Raw genomic sequence first — 16,986 nt, forward strand, 5'->3', positions numbered from 1 at the left:
GAGTGAGGTACAGGCCATGTCAACCACATCCGCCGCGGGCGGTTCGCCGACCGCCGCCGTCCAGGTCCGGGGAGTCTCCAAGCGGTACGGGGACCGCCAGGCCGTGGACGACGTCTCCCTGCAGATCCACCGGGGCGAGTTCTTCGGGCTCCTCGGCCCCAACGGTGCGGGCAAGTCCACCCTGATCGAGATCATGGAGGGACTGCGCCGGGCCGACACCGGCACGGTCTCCGTCTTCGGCGAGTCCCCCTGGCCCCGCAACACCGCGCTGCTCCCCCGGCTCGGCGTGCAGACCCAGAGCTCGGCGTTCTTCGTCCGGCAGACCGCCCACGAGCACCTGCGGACCGTCGCCGCTCTCTACGGGGCGCCCCGGAGCGCCGTCGACGCCACCCTCGACTCCGTGGGCCTCACCGAGCAGCGGGGCGTCCAGGTCGAGAACCTCTCGGGTGGTCAGCGGCAGCGGCTGGCGATCGCCTCCGCGCTCGTCCACGGTCCCGAGCTGATCTTCCTCGACGAGCCGACCGCCGCCCTCGACCCGCAGGCGCGCCGCGCCCTGTGGGAGGTGCTCCGCGGGCTGAAGGCGGAGGGACGCACCATCGTGCACACCACCCACCACCTCGACGAGGCGGAGGCCCTCTGCGACCGGATCGCCATCCTGGTGGACGGCCGGATCGCCGTGACCGACTCCCCGCACAACCTGGTCGGCGCCTCGCGGGCCCCGAGCCGTCTGCTGCTTCCCCTGGGCCGCCTCGACGAGGGACGGGCCGCGGCGATCGAGGGCGTCGAACGGGTCAGCGTCGAAGGCGGCTCGCTCGTCCTGGAGACCCACGCGTCCGGTCGTGTCCTCTCCGCCGTCGACAAGCTCGTCGGACTCGACGGCGTCCAGACCCGCTCCGCCAGCCTGGAGGACGTCTACCTCGACCTGACCGCCCGCCTCACCGGTGCCGGACGGTCCGGCCACCCGCACGCCGAGACCACGGAGTCCTGACCATGAGCGCCTACGCCGCACTGACCGGGGCGGGCTACCGGGCCCAGGTCCGCGACAAGACCACCCTCTTCTTCACGTTCGCCTTCCCCCTCCTCTTCCTCGTCGTCTTCGGGCTGATCTTCCGCGGCCAGGCCGTGGAGGAGAGCGGCCTGTCCTACCTCTCGTACACCGCGTCCGGGGTGCTGTCCTGGGGCGTGGCGAACGCCGCCGTGTTCGGCATCGCCTTCACCCTCATGCAGTGGCGGACCGACGACATCCTGCGGCTGATCCGGATGTCCCCGGCCCCGCTCTCCGCCGTCATCGGCTCCCGCTACGCGATCGCGCTGGTCGTCGGCGCCGTCCAGTCGCTGCTCTTCGTCGGGGTCGCGATGCTGCCGGTGTTCGGCCTCGAACCGGCCTCCGGCTGGCCTCTGTTGATCCCGGTCCTGATCCTGGGCATCACCACCTTCCTGCTGCTCGGGGTGATCATCGGGTCGTTGGCCGACACTCCCGAGTCGGTCGCGGCCGTCGCCAACTTCCTGATGCTGCCCATGGCGTTCCTGTCCGGGTCCTTCTTCCCGCTCGACTCGATGCCGTCCTGGCTGCAGAACGTCTCGCTTGCCATGCCGCTGCGCTATCTCAACGACGCCGTGTCCCACGCGCTCGCCGGCCGCGGCGACTCCTCCGACGTATGGGTGGGATGCGTCGGACTGCTCGTGTTCGCCCTGGTCTTCGGCGCGGTCGCGGTGAGGACCTTCCGCTGGACCAGGTCGTCGTGAGCGCCGCCGGGAACACCCTGGGCGGGACCGCGCCGCCCCTGCCCCTCGACGAGGCGCGGGCCGGTCTACGGGCCGCGCTCGCCGTGCGTCTCGGACGCGACGTACCCGTCGTCCCGGTCGGGGTCACGGACGCCGGCGCACCGCTCGGCGGCCGAGGAGCCCCCGACCCCTGGGCGGCCGAACGCGCCGACGCCCGCGTCCACCTCACCGCCTCCGCGGTGCTCGTCGGCCCCTGGGGCGGCGACGGCACCGCGCCCGCCTGCGGACGCTGCCTCGCCCTGCGCTGGCAGCGGCTGCGCAGCCGCAGCGAGCGCGACGCGCTGGAGACCGGCGGTCCGGACGGACCGCGCCCGGCCGGGGTGTGGCCGCTGCTCACCGACCATGTGTACGACGCGGTCGCGGCCCTCCATCAGGCGGTGCTCGACGGCCGACCCGGGGCCGAGCCCGCCTCGCCGGATGCCGCCGACCGGGCGCTGCCGCAGGTGTCCCGCATCGACCTGCCGACGCTCGCCGTCCGCACGTACCCGCTCCTCGCCGACCCGCTCTGCCCCGACTGCGCTCCGGACCGCGCCCCGGCAGGGCCGCGTCCGATGGCCTTCGCCGAGCGGCGGAAGCCGGACCCGGGCACGTACCGGCTGCGTGCCGCGTCCTCGTACCCCCTGCCGCGCGAGGCGCTCGCCAACCCGGTCTGCGGCGCGCTCGGCGGCGGCACGTGGATCAGCGTCACCTCGCCGACGACGGCGCCGGTCGCCGGGAGCGTCTTCGTCCGTGGTTACGCCGGTCTCAACGACGTCACATGGAGCGGCCAGGAGAACACCTTCTCCACCAGCCGCACCCTGGCCTTCCTTGAGGGCCTCGAACGGTACGCGGGAACCCACCGGCGCGGCCGGCACACCCCCGTGACCGGCTCCTGGAACGAACTCCGGGACGACGCCGTCGACCCCGCCACGTGCGGCTTCTACGATCCGCGCACCTATCGCGACGATCCGCTGGTCGACCCGTTCGACCCGGACCGCGCGATCCCCTGGGAGTGGGGCTGGTCGCTCCGCGACGAGCGTCCGGTCCTGGTCCCCTCCCGGCTCGTGTACTACAGCGCGGGTCTCGCCGCCGACAACTTCGTCTTCGAGTGCTCCAACGGCTGCGCCATCGGCGGCAGCCTCGAAGAGGCGGTCCTCGGCGGGCTGCTCGAACTCGTCGAGCGGGACGCCTTCCTGAACGCCTGGTACGGCGACGCCCGGCTCACCGAGATCGACCTGGTCACCGTCGGCGGCGGGTCGTCCGCGGCCATGGCGGAACGTGCGGCGCTCCAGGGGTACGACGTCCACGTCCTGGACAACCGCATCGACCTGCCGGTCCCCGTGGTCACCGCGGTGGCCGTACGCCGCGACGGCGGCCCCGGCACCCTCTCGTTCGCGGCGGCGGCCTCGCTCGACCCCCGGTCCGCGGTGGAGGGCGCGCTGTCGGAGGTGCTCACCTACATCCCGCACCTCTCCCGTCAGACGCAGGAGCGGAGGGGCGAACTGGAGGCGATGGCCGATGACTTCGGCCTCGTCCGCCATCTGAAGGACCACGCGCAGCTGTACGGGCTGCCGCGGATGGCGGTGCATGCCCGGGGATATCTGGAGCCCCTGGCGGTACGTCGCTTCGACGAGGTCTACCGGGACTGGGAGTCGACCGGCCGGCCCCGGACGGACGATCTCCAGGACGACGTCCGGGCCGTGACCGACATGCTCGCGGCGGCCGGACATGACGTGGTCGTCGTCGACCAGACCACCCCCGAACAGGAGCGGATGGGGCTGTGCACGGTGAGCACCCTCGTACCGGGTCTGCTGCCGCTCGACTTCGGCTGGAACAGGCAGCGGGCGCCGCTGCTGCCCCGGCTGCGGACGGCTCTGCGCCGGGGCGGCCATCGTGCGACGGACCTGACCGAAGCCGAGATCCGCAGGGTCCCGCACCCGTTCCCGTAACCGGAGAGCCCCGGAATCGGCGGAACGGAAGGCGCCCGGTGTCCGAGGAACGGACACCGGGCGCGCCTCCGGCCGTGATGCGGCCGGTGGGACGTCGATCAGGCCGAGCAGGAGGTGGTGCTGGTGGTGGAGCTGCAGGTCGAGGTCGAGCTGGTGCTGGTGGAACCGGCCAGCACGACCTCGCTGGCGTCCGAGTAGTCGGAGATCTCGAACGTCTCGGCCTCGAGCTCGAGGATCTCGTCGGCGAGCGTGCTCAGGTCCTTGTTCATGGCGCCTCCTCTTGACCACGGTCCGAACGGGACCGTCCGGGGGGGGTGTGTACGTCTCTCATTCCACCGCCACCCGCTCACCGTTCGGCATGTCTCCCGCACGCACATCGCTGGCACGCGACGCCAGCGGCGTGCCTCCTCCCCTCTGGAGCCTCGTGAACCAGCCCGAACCCCTCGGCCCCGTCCTCGCCTCGGCCGGGGAGGCACTGCGTCCCGCTCTCACTCTGTACCTGGACGTTCACCGGGTCCCGGAGCTGTCCGGCGAGGAGCGCCGCACGGCCGGGCTCTTCGCGGACCGCCTTGACGCCCTGGGCCTCGACGTCACCCGGGGCATCGGCGGTCACGGTGTGGTCGGCGTCCTGCGCAACGGCGAGGGCCCACGGGTGTACCTGCGGGCCGAACTCGACGCCCTTCCCCTGGAGGAGCGGACCGGGCTGCCGTACGCGAGCGGGAACGGCGCCATGCACGCCTGCGGCCACGACCTCCACCTCGCCGCCGCGGCCGGGGCGGCGGACGTCCTGGTCCGCGCGGCCGCGCACTGGCGGGGGACCCTCGTGGTCCTCGGCCAGCCGGCCGAGGAGACGCTGACGGGTGCGCGCGCGATGCTGGAGGACGGTCTGTACGAGCGGTTCGGCAGACCGGACGCCGTCCTCGCCCAGCACGCGGCGCCGCTGCCCGCGGGTATGGTCGCGCACGGCACCCCGCACGCTCCGGTGACCGCGGCGAGCATCGCGCTCGACGTCGTGCTGCACGGGCTCGGAGGTCACGCCGGAACGCCCCACCTGGCCGTGGACCCGGTGGTGACGGCAGCGGCCGTGATCACCCGGCTGCAGACGATCGTCTCCCGCGAGAGCGCCCCCGCCGACCAGCTCACGCTCACGGTCGGCACCCTGCGTGCGGGCACGGCGGTGAACGTGGTGCCGGACACGGCGGAGTTGGGGATCGGCCTGCGGGCGCTCACGGACTCGTCCCTGGACCGCGCGCTCGCGGCGGTCGAGCGCATCGTCCGGGCCGAGTGCGCCGCCTCCGCCTGCCCGCGCGAGCCCGAGGTGACGGCCGTCTCGCGCGCCCCGGCGCTGTGGGGCGATCCGGCCGCGACGCGGGCGGTCCGCGCCGCCCACACGGGGCTCTTCGGTTCCGCCCGGGTCGCCGACTGGCCGCCGTCGCTGGCCTCGGAGGACTTCCCGCTGTACGGCGGCGCGGGCGCCGCGCTCCACGGCGAGAAGGACGTCCCCCTCGTCTACTGGATGGTCGGCACCGCGAGCCCCCGTCAGTGGTCGGCCTCGGCGGGCCGGCTCCCGCCCAACCACTCCCCTCTCTTCGCCCCCGACCCGCGCACGGCCCTGCAGCCCGCCGTCACCGCCCTGACGGTGGCGGCACTCAGCAGGCTCGCGCGGCCGTCCGGCAGGGGTCTCAGGCGCGGGCGGCCGCCGCGGCGACGATCCAGTTCCTGAACTCGACGGCGTAGTGCCGCAGGTGGTGCTCCAGGACCTCGTCCGGGCAGGTGACGGGGAAGTAGACCGTCAGATTCGCGGTGAAGCCGTCGGCGGTGTCGCCGAATTGGATCAGTGCCCGCCCGACGACGGTGCCATCGGCCAGGAAGAGGTTCGAGGACATCTTGCGCGGGAACTCCGACTCCGGGAGGAGCTCGGCCGCGTCCTTGGCCCAGTTCAGCGCGTCGGTGCCCCAGCCGCCCATGGAGAAGTCGGCGACGTGCGGGCCGATGTTCTCCACCACACGCGCGCCGATCTCATCGGTGCCCATCACGTAGTGCTCGGGGTGCGCCGCGAGGAGCGGCTTCTCGTCGCCGGCGAAGGCCTTGTCCATCCAGGCCAGGAACTCGCCCGAGGTCAGCCCCTTCGCCGCGAGCACGGTGGTGCCCCCTTGAAGGCGCCGTCGGAGGTGCGGCGCTCTCGCGCAGGAAGGCGTTGCCCTCCTCGATGTCCGCGGCCAGGAGGTCGAGGAGCCCTTGGCGGCCCAGCAGTGTCCGGAAGCGGTCGACTGCGCGGCGGGCGTAGAAGAGCTCGAAGTCGTCGATGCTCCCGGCGCCGGCGGGTCCGGCCGCAACGGTCGACACCGCGGCCCGCGCCCTCCTCGGCGCCTGCTTCCACAACTCCGTACGCCCCGATGCCGCCACCGGCGAGGCGGCCGGACGCCGGTACGCCGACGAGCTCAGCGACATGGCGATCGCCTACCTCCTCACACCCGACCGGCGCCGCAACGCAGAGTCACGCCGATCGGCGGTCCCGACGTCGTAGCCTTGTAGCAGCCGCGCACGACCGCACGGCCTGGACCACTACGGGGCAGGAGAGCAGCATGGACAGCTCCCTCTGGCTCATCGTGGCCGTGGTTCTCGTGCTCGTGGTGGCGGGATTCGCGGCTGTTCTGCTCGTCCGCGTCTTCCAGGCTCGGAGGCTGCTGCTGGCCGCCGGTGTCCCGTTGCGGTCCAAGGCCCTGTTCTGGGCAGCGGTGGCCTACACGATCTCGCCGATCGACCTGATCCCGGACCCGGTCTATCTGGATGACATCGGCGTCCTCCTGATCGCCCTGCGCGTGTTGCACGCGGCGACCTCCGGGAGCGAGGCGGCTCCCGGGGGGCTCCCCGGGGGGTCGAAGGCCTCGGGGAGCGGTCCGGCGGCGGTGTCGCAGCCTCAGTGAGGTGTGCCGGCGTTCCGGCCGTCCTCAGGAGGGCAGGTTCTGTTCCGCCCACACCACCTTGCCGGTCACGGTGCGGCAGGAGCCCCATCGGCGGCACAGCATGTTGATGAGCTGGAGACCTCGGCCGCCCTCGTCACTGAGATCCGCGTGCTGGATCTGGGGCAGGTCGGGTCCCGTGTCCGAGACCTCCACGACAAGTCGGTCGCCGCGCAGCAGCCGGAGTCTGCCGGGCCCGTTGCCATAGCGCAGGGCGTTGCCGACGAGTTCGGAGACGACGAGTTCGAAGACGTCGGTGAGCTCCGTCAGATCCCACTCGGCGAGCTGGTCCGTGACCAGGCCCCGGGCCACGGACGCCGCTCGCCCTTCCTGCGGCAACTGCCACTCGCGCAGGTCGGCCGGGGCCTCCGAGACGGCCGTCGCGACGATGAGTACGGCCTCGTCGAAACGGGTGGGGTCGGCCGGGGCGCGCTCGATCAAGCCGCCGGCTTCGAGAGCCTCGGATGCCAGGCCGCACGCCGTGGAGCGCAGGGACTCCAGCTGGTGGTCGATGTCCGCGCGCCGGGACTTGACGAGCCCGTCCGTGTACATGACCAGGTTGCCGCCCCTCGGCACCTTGACACGGATCGGGTCGTACGGGATCACTCCGGCCCCGAGCGGCGCGCCGACGGGTACGTCCACGAACTCGGCGGAGCCGTGTCCGTCGAGGAAGAGCGGCGGCAGGTGCCCGGCGCTGGCCAGCGTGTAGGTGGAGTCGGCCGGGTCGAAAACGGCGCAGAGGAAGGTGGCGACCTGCTCGTCCTCCAGGTCACGCGTGGCGAGGTCCAGCCGGGCCAGGACGCGCTCCGGAGCCATGTCCAGGGTCATCAGGGTGCGGGCCACCGTCCGCAGCCGCCCCATCGTGGCGGCCGCGGGCAGCCCGTGGCCCATGACGTCGCCCACCATGAGGGCCGTACGTCCGCCGGGCAGGGCCATGATGTCGTACCAGTCCCCACCCACGCCGTGGTGCGCCGTCGAGGGCGCGTACTCGGAGTGCACGCGGAGCCCGGGCGTCACCGGGGTCGCGCGCGGCAGCAGTGCGCGTTGCAACGAGACGACGTGCTCGTGCTCGCGCCCGTACAACCGTGCGTTGTCGATGTAGACGGCGGCCTGCGAGGCCAGCTGTTGCACCAGTGCGAGGTCGGTGGTGGAGAACGGTGGTGTTCCGGGGCCGCGGACGAAGTCCGCGCTGCCGAGCAGCAGCCCGCGGGCGATCAGCGGCACGGCGAGATAGCTGTGCACTCCGGCGGCTCGCATCTTCGCCGCGGCGCTCTCCGTCGGCGCGACCTTGATGAAGTCGTCGTTCCTCATGCGGCTGACCAGCACGGGCTTGCCCTGTCGCAGACAGTAGCGGTGCAGCAGCGTCTCGTGCGTCTCCTCGACGCGGGCGGTGGTCTCGCCCACCGGAGTGGGCTCCAGAGAGGACAGCTCCTCGACGGCGCACAGCGCGGTGGCCCGCATGAGCGGGACACCCGTACCCGTCCACTGTGCGCCCTCGTCGCCCCGCAGGACACGCTCCAGGATGTCGACGGCGGCACCGTCGGCGAAGCGGGGCACGGTGAACTCGGCCAGCTCTTGGGCCGTGCGTTCCAGGTCGAGGGTGGTGCCGATCCTGGAAGCGGCGGAGTTCAGCCAGGCGAGCCGACCTCGCGTGGTGAGCCGGTCGAGCGGGACCTCGCCGCCATCCCGGGCGAGTCGCCTGCGGGATCCGGCCGAGCGGTGCGCCGCGGCACCCTTTCCGGCCGAAGCCCGGGCGGCCAGGCGCCGTCTTCCCTCGCCGCCGTTCATTCTTTCGACCTCCGGAACAGGAACTCGACCACTGTTGGTGCTCAGCATGCACCCTTTTTCGGCCGATCGGCCGACTTCCGGCCGGGAACCGGGCCGGTACGGCGCGGAGGGGGAGGAAGCGGTGCTCGGGAGGCAGGCGCGCCTACGGGAACGGGACCTCCGGTCCTCGGGCGTCCGCTCGCCGTACCAAGCAAGATCCGAACCGCACACCGGCCCTCATGGCCGGTCTACCGCCCCCGGGATCCGTGCGAGACCATGGTCCCCTGCTCTCGCGAATCATGCAGTTCCACCCGGTGGTCGGGCGGCTCCGAGCCGTCGGAAGCGGATCAGGGGGAAACATGGGTTTGATGCACGCGTTACGGATGAACAAACTGGTCTCGGACGCCAAGGCGGCGTTCGACCGGGGTGACGAGACCTTCAGCGCCGTCTTCGACATCGACACCCGCGCCAGGTTGTCCATGCGGAAGATCCGCAAGGAGATCGACCTGATCGTCGCTCGAATAGAGCCCATCGGCTGGGACTGCGCGAGGGTCGCCCCGTTCCTCGCATCCGTGGAAATCGACTTCGTTCGATCTGCGAGGCCGCAGGCAGCCGTGAAGGCGAAGCCGGTGGACATCAACCGCATCACGCCGGCCCTCAGGGAGCGGCTGGAGGTGCGCAATCTCTTCCTCTACCGGGAGCCCTCCATGGGAGGGCCCGGTGAGCAGGCCGTGTCCGTTCGCCTGAATCACGGCAGTCCGGACGGGTTCCCGGTCGGCCACGTCGTGTCTTCGGGTTCGACGTGGGTCTCCTATGCCCGGGTCCCGCACGGCGGCACCTTCAGGAACAAGGAGTTCCTGGGGCCACAGACCTTCGAGGAGGCTCTGGACACCGTCCTGACCTTCGCCCGGTACGACGACCTCGTACGCCTTTCGGAACCGTCGGGCCGAACGCGGGGGTACACCGTGGTCATGGGCGTGGCGCGGGCGGAGTGGCTCGCCGACCGTACGGAACCGGCGGGGATCACTCACCTCGGAGCCGGCAGGGTCCGACTCACCGAGTCCGCCGTTGCCTACCTGCGTAACCCCCCGCCCTCAGTAGGGCTTTTCCTTTTCGTCACCGACAGCAACAAGCTGTGGATCGACGGGGACACCTACCCCATGACGCACGACGCCTAGAGGTGTGGCCCCCACGTTGGACGGGCCGGGAAACGCACACCGCCTCCGGCGCCGGTTCGTCGGTCGGCCCGGCCCCGGGGCGGCGCGCGCCTAAGATCGCCGGGACGGGGACGGCGGACGAGCACGGTTGAGGTGGCGGACATGGCGGACGAGCGCGTGTACCTGGTGACCGGGGGCGGAACGGGGATCGGGGCGGCGACCGCGCAGTCGTTGGCCCGGGCGGGGCACAAGGTGGCGGTGTCCGGGCGCCGCCCCGAGCCGCTGCGGCTGGTCGCCGAGGAGACCGGCGCCCTGCCCGTACCGTCGGACATCGGGGACCCCGCCGCGGTGGTTTCGCTGGTCGAGACAGTGGTCGGCACGTACGGGCGGCTCGACGGACTGGTGCTCAACGCCGGCATCGGGCGGGGCGGCGGGGTGGGCGAGGTGACCCTGGAGGACTGGGACGAGGTCATGCGGACCAACCTCACCGGTCCGTTCCTGCTGCTGCGCGCCGCGCTCCCCCACCTGCTCGCCGCCCGCGGCGCGGTGGTCGCCGTGGCCTCGGTGTCCGCCCTGCGCAACGGCGTCGGCAACGCCGCCTACGCCACCTCCAAAGCGGCGCTGCTCCAGCTGTGCCGCTCGCTCGCGGTCGACTACGGGGGCGTGGGGCTGCGCGCCAACACCGTGTGCCCGAGCTGGGTGCGCACCGACATGGCCGACCGCCGAATGAACCGGTTCGCCGAAGAGGCGGGCCTGGACGGGAACGGCCTGGAAGCGGCGTACGAGGAGGTGACCCGGGTCCTGCCCGCCGGGCGTCCCGGTGAGCCGCACGAGGTCGCGGAGGCCATCGCCTGGCTGCTGTCGCCCGCCGCCTCGTTCGTGAACGGTGCGACGCTCACCGTCGACGGCGGCGCGACCGTACTCGACCCGGGCACCCTCGGCTTCGAGTTCCGGCTGGAGCCACGCACCCCGCGGGCCTGACCGACCGTCAGCGCCTCAGCAGGGCGCAGACGAAGTCCTCCTGGACGGCGCGGACCTTGGCCAGCAGTTCCGGCTTGACGCTCTTGCTGGTCTGGGTGGTGATCGAGAACGTGAGGGACCGCTTGCCGTCCGCCGTGCCGACCGCCAGCTGGGTGTAGCCCGGGAAGTTGCCGGTATGGCCGTAGACGGTGCCGCACCGCGTCGTGTAGCGGAAGATCGCCAGTCCGCCCGCGTTGACGCCGGGGCCCGCGGGCTCCGAGGCGGCACCGGGGATGAAGGTCCGCTGCCGGCGGCGCGTCTCCTCCGTCAGGAAGCCGCGTCCACCGGCCCAGGCGCGGACGAAGGCGTTGAGGTCCTTCGGCGTCGAGACGATACCGCCGGAGGCCCAGACGCCCGACGCGCTGAGGACCTCGCTGATGTCCTCCGGCGGGGCGGGTGGCGTCACGTCGTAGCCGTGCAGGTACGGCCTCGGCATCCGGTAGCCCTGGGGCAGGCTGGTCTGACGCAGGCCCAGGGGCCGGTACACGAGCTGCTCGAGCAGCCGCTCGTACCGCTGTCCCGTGGCCGCTTCGGCCATCAGCGCGACGGCGATGTTGTCGGAGTTCGAGTACGAGTACTTCGATCCCGCCGGGAACAGCAGGTCCTTTTCGGCGACGAAGTCGAGCAGCCGGCGCGAGTCGAAGTGATGCCTGGGGTCTTCCCGCAGGATCGCGAGGAACGCCGGCGCCGCCGAGAAGTCGGGCAGCCCGCTGGTGTGGTCGAGCAGCTGGCCGAGCGACACCTTGTGCCATGCGGCGGGCAGTGACGGCAGGCGCTCGCCGATCGTGTCGTCGAGGTCCAGCGCCTTCCGGTCCACCAGGCGCAGGGCGACCGCACCGCTGAAGGCCTTGGCAACGCTCGCGATCCGCATGTGGTCGGTCGTTCGGGGCGGACGGCCGGTCCCCGTGTCGGCGACGCCCGCCCGGTAGACCGCCGTCCGGTCGCCCTGCCGCAGCAGCGCGATCACTCCGGGCGGCCCTCCCGCCGTACGGACGAGGTCGTTCAGTTGCTTCTGCAGGGCCTTGTCGTGGGGGGCCGGTGTGCCTGTGGCCTGTACGGGCTGGACCAGGGCGCCGAGCACCGCGGACGCGGCCAGGCCGGCGACGGACAGCCGCAGCCGTGCGCGCGAGCGGGAACGGTGGTGAGTACGTGCCGCCACAGGAGCTCCTTCACGATGACGCCGGGCGGACGCGCACCCGGTTGAAGAGGGTCCGTCCCAGCATCGGACGCACCGCAGGGACTCGCCTGCCCGATGCTCCGTCCGGCCCAGACACCGCCTGGCCCGGCCTGGGACGCCCCGGCGGGGCGCTGCGGCCTGCCACGCCCGGGCAGCGCGGCTTGTCGCGGCCGGCGCGGGTGCCGTGGCGTGGGGAGTGGGGTGTGGGCCATCCTGGGGGTATGGGTGCCGAGTGTGGTGGGTCCCCGCGTCAGGGCCGGCACGGAGGCCGCGGCCCCCGCTGGGCTCTGCACGCCGCCGTCGCCGGGGTCGCCACAGTGGTGGCGGTCGTCGCCGCGCCGGCCAGCTGCGCGGGCGGAAGCGGCGGTAGCGGTACGGGCACAGGCGTGCACGGCCCGACGTCGGTGGTCCTCTCGACCTCGTCACCGGACTCCACGGCCACGGCCCCTCCCCTCACGGCCTCGGCCGCTCCGGCCACGTCGCCGGCTCCCTCGCCGCAGGAGCCTGTCACCGCCGAGATGTCCATACCGTCGATCGGCATCGAGAACCTGCACGTCACGCCGTACGAGGGCACGACCGACGACCGCGAGGGCACCCGCATCCAGGATCGTGGCGTGGCGGCGAGCCCGTACGGGGAGCGCGGAGGTGTGGGGCCGGGCGAGATCGGCAACTACCTGGTGACCGCCCACCGGCTCTCGGCCGGCGGACCCCTGCGCGACCTGCCCTCGGTCGAGGTCGGGGACCTGGTGCACATCATCGCTGAGGGCACCGTCTACACCTACGAGATCGTCGAGACCCGGACCACGTCCTTCCGCTCCGCCCGCTCACTCGCCGAACAGCGGGCCGCGGTGCCGGGTGAGCCGGACGGGAAGCCCACCCGGGCCATGCTCACGCTTTCCACCTGCGCGACGCCGGAGGACGACGCGGCAGGCAACTTCTGGCGAGACGCCCAGAACAACCCCGAGCACCGCATAGACAAGATCGGCATGCTGGTCTCGACGCGGACGGCCTAGCGACGCCGGCGCGGCGTAGCGGACCGGAGCGGATCACACGTGCGGCGGATCGGACGCGCACCGGGGGCACAGTCCGTGGTAGGTGACCTCGACCTCGGACACCGTGAAGCCGAAGCGCTCCTGCTCCGGGAGAGCGGCCAGGGGATCGCCGGTCGGGTGGACGTCGCGGATGGTGCCGCAGCGGGAGCACACCAGGTGCTGGTGCGGGTGGTGCGCGTTGGGGTCGTAGCGTTTCGCGCGGCCCTGGGCGGAGACTTCCACCACCTCACCGAGCAAGACCAGTTCGCCCAGGGTGTTGTAGACGGTCGCTCGGGAGATCTCGGGCAGCCGCTGTACGGCGCGCGCGTGCACCTCGTCGGCCGTGAGATGGACGTGTTCGCCGTCGAGGACCTCGGTGACGACACGTCGCTGGGGCGTCATCCGCCAGCCACGCCCTCGCATGCGCTCCAGCAGGTCGCTCATGTGGGTTCACCTTGTTCAGGCTCAGTGGGGTGACGGGAGTTTACCGGCAGAGGTCCAGGTTCCGGCAGGAAGCGGATGGGGCGACTTCCCGGATCCGAGCGGATTCCGGCGACGCGATCACGATGATCAGAAAATGCCACCTCTCCTCGGAATTCGACGTTGTTATGCGGGGGCGCTCTGCGTGTTTCCGTGCCGGTGCGGTCCACGGTGCGCGACCATACGGACGCCGACGCGGTCCCGGCGTCATGACACGGACGGGCGCGGGGCACGACGCTCGGCAGCAGAGAAATGCGTACGCCGTCCGGAGCAAACAGACAGCGGACGGAACACCAAGACAGGAAGAAGGACGGACGTGTCCGGCAGCGAAAGCGAGAATCCGGTAATCCCCACCCCCACTCCCACGCCGACCCGGCCGAGGACGAACCGGGACTGGTGGCCCGAGCAACTGGACCTTCAGGTTCTCCACCAGCATTCGCCCCAGTCCAATCCGATGGACGAGGACTTCGACTACGCGGAAGAGTTCGCGACCCTCGACGTCGACGCGCTGAAGCGCGACGTCATCGAGGTGATGACGGCGTCGCAGGACTGGTGGCCGGCCGACTACGGACACTACGGGCCGCTCTTCATCCGGATGAGCTGGCACGCCGCGGGCACGTACCGCATCGCCGACGGACGAGGTGGTGGCGGCTCCGGCGCCCAACGCTTCGCCCCTCTCAACAGTTGGCCGGACAACGCGAGCCTCGACAAGGCGCGCCGTCTCCTCTGGCCGGTCAAGCAGAAATACGGCCGGAAAATCTCCTGGGCCGATCTTCTCGTCTTCGCCGGCAACTGCGCCATGGAATCGATGGGATTCAAGACGTTCGGATTCGGTTTCGGCCGAGAGGACATCTGGGAACCCGAGGAGATCTTCTGGGGGCCCGAGGACACCTGGCTGGGAGACGAACGCTACAGCGGCGACAGGGAACTCACCGGGCCTTTCGGCGCCGTACAGATGGGACTGATCTACGTCAATCCGGAGGGGCCCAACGGCACCCCCGATCCGATCGCGGCCGCGAAGGACATCCGCGAGACGTTCGCGCGCATGGCGATGAACGACGAGGAGACGGCCGCGCTCATCATCGGCGGCCACACGTTCGGAAAATGCCATGGCGCGGTCGATCCCGCGTACATCGGTCCGGAACCCGAGGCCTGTCCCGTGGAACAGCAGGGCCTCGGCTGGCGGAACACGTACGGCAGCGGCAACGGCGCGGACACAGTCACCAGCGGGCTCGAGGGCGCATGGACCTCCAAGCCGACGACGTGGGACAACGGGTACCTGGACAACCTGTTCCGGTACGAGTGGGAGCTGACGACCAGCCCGGCCGGTGCTCAGCAGTGGACTCCCACGGATCCCGCGGCGAAGGGCACGGTGCCCGACGCGCACGACCCGTCGAAGCGGCACGCTCCCATGATGCTGACGACGGACCTCTCGTTGAAGCTGGATCCGGTCTACGCACCGATCGCGAAGAGCTTCCACGAGAACCCGGAGAGGCTCGCGGACGCGTTCGCCAAGGCGTGGTACAAGCTGCTGCACCGCGACATGGGACCCCTCTCGCGCTACCTCGGCCCGTGGATTCCCGAGCCTCAGCTGTGGCAGGACCCCGTGCCCCAGGTCGATCACCAGCTGGTCGGGGACGAGGACATCGCTGCCCTCAAGGCGAGGATCCTCGCCTCGGGGCTGTCCGTCTCCCAGCTGGTCACCACCGCCTGGGCATCGGCGGCGAGCTTCCGCGGCACCGACAAGCGCGGCGGGGCCAACGGGGCGCGGATCCGGCTCGCACCGCAGCGGGACTGGGAGGTCAACGACCTGCCGGAAGTGGCCGAGGTGTTGCAGACCCTTGAGCGGCTCCAGCAGGACTTCAACGACTCGCCCTCCGGCGGTACGAGGATCTCGCTCGCCGACCTGATCGTCCTGGGCGGCTGCGCGGCCGTCGAGCAAGCCGCGAAGAACGCCGGGCACGACATCACGGTCCCGTTCGCACCGGGGCGCACGGACGCTTCGCAGGAGCAGACGGACGTGGAGTCGTTCTCGGTGCTCGAACCCCGGGCGGACGGGTTCCGCAACTACCTCCGGGCGGGCGAGAAGTTGTCGCCGGAGACCCTCCTGCTGGACCGCGCCGGCATGTTGACACTGACCGCTCCCGAGATGACCGTGCTGACCGGCGGCATGCGGGCGCTGAACACCGGCTTCGGGCGGTCCCCGCACGGGGTCCTCACCCACAGGCCGGAGGCGCTGACCAACGACTTCTTCGTCAACCTGCTGGACATGGGAACGGAGTGGAAGCCCTCGACCTCGCAGGAGAACGTGTACGAAGGCCGGGACCGCGCCACGGGCGAGACCAAGTGGACGGCCACGGCCGTCGACCTCGTCTTCGGTTCGCACTCCCAGCTCCGAGCGCTCGCGGAGGTCTACGCCGCCGGGGACGCGGGAGGGAAGTTCGTGCGTGATTTCGCGGCGGCGTGGGACAAGGTGATGAACCTCGACCGGTTCGACCTCGCCTGAGCCCGACGTCCCGGTAGTCCGCCCACCGGCGGACCGGGACATCATCGGGATCCGGTCCGGGCGGTGAGGTCAGTCGTCAGCATCGACCTCACCGCCCGGACCACCGCCCGGACCACCGCCCGACAGGTTGAGAATGCCCCGCCCCCGCCCCTCGGGTAGCGGTACCGGTCAGCGCCCGTCGAAGAGGTGGGGCAGCCGCGACGGCGTCAGCGTCATGCGGTCGAATCGGACGACACAGCCGTCTCCGACCGGGGACTGGACTTCGATCCCGACCCGCACGTCGGGCGCGCTGTCCAGACCGAACTGGCGCGCCAGGCGCCAGGATTCGCCGTCGAGCGATGTGTGGAAGGCGAAGCCGCCGTCGACGCGGCTGATCCTCAGCCAGACCGGACCGTGGTGGAGGGGCCATCCCACGGCGTCGTCCGAGAGCCCCCGTGTGACGACCGAGTACACCGTGGGCGGACCGTCGGGCGACTGCTCGAAGTTGAGCTTGGCCCAGACGTCCGCTGCCGACCAGACGACCAGGGCGCCGGCGTCCCACGGCGCTCGGAAGTCCACACGGAGACGGGCCGAGAACTGCCAGTCGCCGGAGGGCGGGACCAGGAGGGCCCGTGCCGCGTCGTTCCTGACCTCACCGGTCAGCGGGTTGGTGAAGACGTCCGTCCTGGCACCCGCCTCCACGGTCAGCACGTCGTCGTCGAGTTCGAGGGCGGCCGGGGGCTCTGCCCAGTACCGAGCGTTCGCCAGAGTGGCTTCCAAGGTCATGACGCCCACCCTGACGACCTGGGCGGGCTCTCTCAAGGAGAAGCCACGAAGATCCATGAACTGGCCCGAAAGTCCAGATCCACGGAGTCCTGGAGCACTGCCCGAACCGTAGGACGGATCACGGGGAGATCATGGCGGCCGGTGGCGTGTCGGGTCCTCCCCGGCGGGTGGGGACCGGCCGCACGCCGGTCCCCACCCGGGCGGCCATGGAGGTGCGCCGCCCGGTCACGGGGTGGGTCAGCAGCCGCTGGTGAGCCAGCGGCAGGCCGTGATCAGCGCGGCGGCGTGCTCCTCACCGCGGGCGTCCTCGGTGCGGACCTCCTCGGGCAGAACCTGCAGGGCATCGATGTCGAACTCCGTCATGACGGTCTCCTTCTTCGGTTGCTTCGACGGGATGCCGGTGGCCG

At 71.5% G+C, this 16,986-nt stretch carries 17 protein-coding genes; 10 read left to right on the forward strand and 7 right to left on the reverse strand.

The window, feature by feature from the left end; translation table 11 throughout:
* The first annotated feature begins 16 nt into the window (after positions 1 to 16).
* From ACZ6K0_RS11105 to ACZ6K0_RS11115, 3 genes are read left to right on the forward strand one after another with little or no spacing between them, the layout of a single operon-like run.
* Positions 17 to 988: an ABC transporter ATP-binding protein gene (locus ACZ6K0_RS11105; protein WP_376409169.1), complete on the forward strand. Its 972-nt coding sequence runs from the start codon at positions 17 to 19 to the stop codon at positions 986 to 988.
* 2 nt (positions 989 to 990) lie between these two features.
* Entirely contained in the window at positions 991 to 1,746 is a 756-nt protein-coding gene (locus ACZ6K0_RS11110; protein WP_469231596.1) for an ABC transporter permease, read from the forward strand.
* Positions 1,743 to 3,713, forward strand: coding sequence for a TOMM precursor leader peptide-binding protein (locus ACZ6K0_RS11115; RefSeq protein WP_469231598.1), 1,971 nt, complete (start codon positions 1,743 to 1,745; stop codon positions 3,711 to 3,713). Before ACZ6K0_RS11110 ends, ACZ6K0_RS11115 begins: the two co-directional genes overlap by 4 nt.
* 98 nt (positions 3,714 to 3,811) lie before the next feature.
* Here the strand turns inward: ACZ6K0_RS11115 and ACZ6K0_RS11120 are convergent, their stop codons facing one another.
* The gene (locus ACZ6K0_RS11120; RefSeq protein WP_030757923.1) at positions 3,812 to 3,982 is read right to left on the reverse strand and encodes a thiazolylpeptide-type bacteriocin; all 171 of its coding nucleotides are present in this window, start codon (positions 3,980 to 3,982) and stop codon (positions 3,812 to 3,814) included.
* Positions 3,983 to 4,137: 155 nt separating this feature from the next.
* Between ACZ6K0_RS11120 and ACZ6K0_RS11125 the strand changes: the two genes are divergently transcribed.
* Positions 4,138 to 5,436 carry an amidohydrolase gene (locus ACZ6K0_RS11125; protein WP_469231599.1) on the forward strand — a complete coding sequence of 433 codons (1,299 nt, stop codon included), beginning with the start codon at positions 4,138 to 4,140 and terminating at the stop codon, positions 5,434 to 5,436.
* Here ACZ6K0_RS11125 and ACZ6K0_RS11130 read toward each other — a convergent pair.
* Complete coding sequence (locus ACZ6K0_RS11130; RefSeq protein WP_469231601.1) at positions 5,396 to 5,854, reverse strand: hypothetical protein; 459 nt, start codon at positions 5,852 to 5,854, stop codon at positions 5,396 to 5,398. The genes ACZ6K0_RS11125 and ACZ6K0_RS11130 overlap by 41 nt on opposite strands.
* Before the next feature lie 164 nt (positions 5,855 to 6,018).
* Between ACZ6K0_RS11130 and ACZ6K0_RS11135 the strand changes: the two genes are divergently transcribed.
* Positions 6,019 to 6,240 (forward strand): hypothetical protein, encoded by a 222-nt coding sequence (locus ACZ6K0_RS11135; protein WP_469231603.1) that lies wholly within the window; start codon positions 6,019 to 6,021, stop codon positions 6,238 to 6,240.
* Between the two features lie 58 nt (positions 6,241 to 6,298).
* Entirely contained in the window at positions 6,299 to 6,640 is a 342-nt protein-coding gene (locus tag ACZ6K0_RS11140) for a YkvA family protein (protein ID WP_469231604.1), read from the forward strand.
* A 24-nt stretch (positions 6,641 to 6,664) separates the two neighbouring features.
* On the opposite strand, the gene ACZ6K0_RS11145 is transcribed toward ACZ6K0_RS11140, so the two are convergent.
* Positions 6,665 to 8,464, reverse strand: a complete 1,800-nt coding sequence (locus ACZ6K0_RS11145; RefSeq protein WP_469231606.1) for an ATP-binding SpoIIE family protein phosphatase — start codon at positions 8,462 to 8,464, stop codon at positions 6,665 to 6,667.
* A gap of 278 nt (positions 8,465 to 8,742) precedes the next feature.
* On the opposite strand from ACZ6K0_RS11145, the gene ACZ6K0_RS11150 reads away from it, so the two are divergent.
* Positions 8,743 to 9,621, forward strand: a complete 879-nt coding sequence (locus ACZ6K0_RS11150; RefSeq protein ID WP_376409149.1) for a hypothetical protein — start codon at positions 8,743 to 8,745, stop codon at positions 9,619 to 9,621.
* A 141-nt stretch (positions 9,622 to 9,762) separates the two neighbouring features.
* Positions 9,763 to 10,581, forward strand: a complete 819-nt coding sequence (locus tag ACZ6K0_RS11155) for an SDR family NAD(P)-dependent oxidoreductase (protein ID WP_469231608.1) — start codon at positions 9,763 to 9,765, stop codon at positions 10,579 to 10,581.
* Between the two features lie 7 nt (positions 10,582 to 10,588).
* Here the strand turns inward: ACZ6K0_RS11155 and ACZ6K0_RS11160 are convergent, their stop codons facing one another.
* Positions 10,589 to 11,779, reverse strand: coding sequence for a serine hydrolase domain-containing protein (locus tag ACZ6K0_RS11160; RefSeq protein WP_469231610.1), 1,191 nt, complete (start codon positions 11,777 to 11,779; stop codon positions 10,589 to 10,591).
* A gap of 239 nt (positions 11,780 to 12,018) precedes the next feature.
* Between ACZ6K0_RS11160 and ACZ6K0_RS11165 the strand changes: the two genes are divergently transcribed.
* Entirely contained in the window at positions 12,019 to 12,810 is a 792-nt protein-coding gene (locus tag ACZ6K0_RS11165) for a class E sortase (RefSeq protein WP_469231612.1), read from the forward strand.
* 33 nt (positions 12,811 to 12,843) lie between these two features.
* On the opposite strand, the gene ACZ6K0_RS11170 is transcribed toward ACZ6K0_RS11165, so the two are convergent.
* Positions 12,844 to 13,272, reverse strand: a complete 429-nt coding sequence (locus ACZ6K0_RS11170; protein ID WP_376409137.1) for a Fur family transcriptional regulator — start codon at positions 13,270 to 13,272, stop codon at positions 12,844 to 12,846.
* Between the two features lie 352 nt (positions 13,273 to 13,624).
* On the opposite strand from ACZ6K0_RS11170, the gene katG reads away from it, so the two are divergent.
* The gene (gene katG / locus ACZ6K0_RS11175; protein ID WP_469231614.1) at positions 13,625 to 15,814 is read left to right on the forward strand and encodes a catalase/peroxidase HPI; all 2,190 of its coding nucleotides are present in this window, start codon (positions 13,625 to 13,627) and stop codon (positions 15,812 to 15,814) included.
* Between the two features lie 168 nt (positions 15,815 to 15,982).
* On the opposite strand, the gene ACZ6K0_RS11180 is transcribed toward katG, so the two are convergent.
* Both ACZ6K0_RS11180 and ACZ6K0_RS11185 read right to left on the reverse strand, forming a co-directional pair.
* On the reverse strand, positions 15,983 to 16,579 hold the full coding sequence (locus tag ACZ6K0_RS11180; RefSeq protein ID WP_469231615.1) for a DUF1349 domain-containing protein: 597 nt from the start codon (positions 16,577 to 16,579) through the stop codon (positions 15,983 to 15,985).
* 237 nt (positions 16,580 to 16,816) lie between these two features.
* Positions 16,817 to 16,942 (reverse strand): ALQxL family class IV lanthipeptide, encoded by a 126-nt coding sequence (locus tag ACZ6K0_RS11185; RefSeq protein ID WP_198540420.1) that lies wholly within the window; start codon positions 16,940 to 16,942, stop codon positions 16,817 to 16,819.
* Positions 16,943 to 16,986 lie beyond the last annotated feature (44 nt).

The sequence above is a fragment of the Streptomyces sp. NPDC042346 genome, from assembly GCF_055581845.1.

Coding starts and splice junctions, on each gene's coding strand:
- ACZ6K0_RS11140 (WP_469231604.1), top strand. CDS start 6,299: ATGGACAGCTCCCTCTGGCTCATCGTGGCCGTGGTTCTCGTGCTCGTG.
- ACZ6K0_RS11105 (WP_376409169.1), top strand. CDS start 17: ATGTCAACCACATCCGCCGCGGGCGGTTCGCCGACCGCCGCCGTCCAG.
- ACZ6K0_RS11135 (WP_469231603.1), top strand. CDS start 6,019: ATGCTCCCGGCGCCGGCGGGTCCGGCCGCAACGGTCGACACCGCGGCC.
- ACZ6K0_RS11180 (WP_469231615.1), bottom strand. CDS start 16,579: ATGACCTTGGAAGCCACTCTGGCGAACGCTCGGTACTGGGCAGAGCCC.
- ACZ6K0_RS11185 (WP_198540420.1), bottom strand. CDS start 16,942: ATGACGGAGTTCGACATCGATGCCCTGCAGGTTCTGCCCGAGGAGGTC.
- ACZ6K0_RS11150 (WP_376409149.1), top strand. CDS start 8,743: ATGCAGTTCCACCCGGTGGTCGGGCGGCTCCGAGCCGTCGGAAGCGGA.
- ACZ6K0_RS11110 (WP_469231596.1), top strand. CDS start 991: ATGAGCGCCTACGCCGCACTGACCGGGGCGGGCTACCGGGCCCAGGTC.
- ACZ6K0_RS11170 (WP_376409137.1), bottom strand. CDS start 13,272: ATGAGCGACCTGCTGGAGCGCATGCGAGGGCGTGGCTGGCGGATGACG.
- ACZ6K0_RS11145 (WP_469231606.1), bottom strand. CDS start 8,464: ATGAACGGCGGCGAGGGAAGACGGCGCCTGGCCGCCCGGGCTTCGGCC.
- ACZ6K0_RS11120 (WP_030757923.1), bottom strand. CDS start 3,982: ATGAACAAGGACCTGAGCACGCTCGCCGACGAGATCCTCGAGCTCGAG.
- ACZ6K0_RS11165 (WP_469231612.1), top strand. CDS start 12,019: ATGGGTGCCGAGTGTGGTGGGTCCCCGCGTCAGGGCCGGCACGGAGGC.
- ACZ6K0_RS11155 (WP_469231608.1), top strand. CDS start 9,763: ATGGCGGACGAGCGCGTGTACCTGGTGACCGGGGGCGGAACGGGGATC.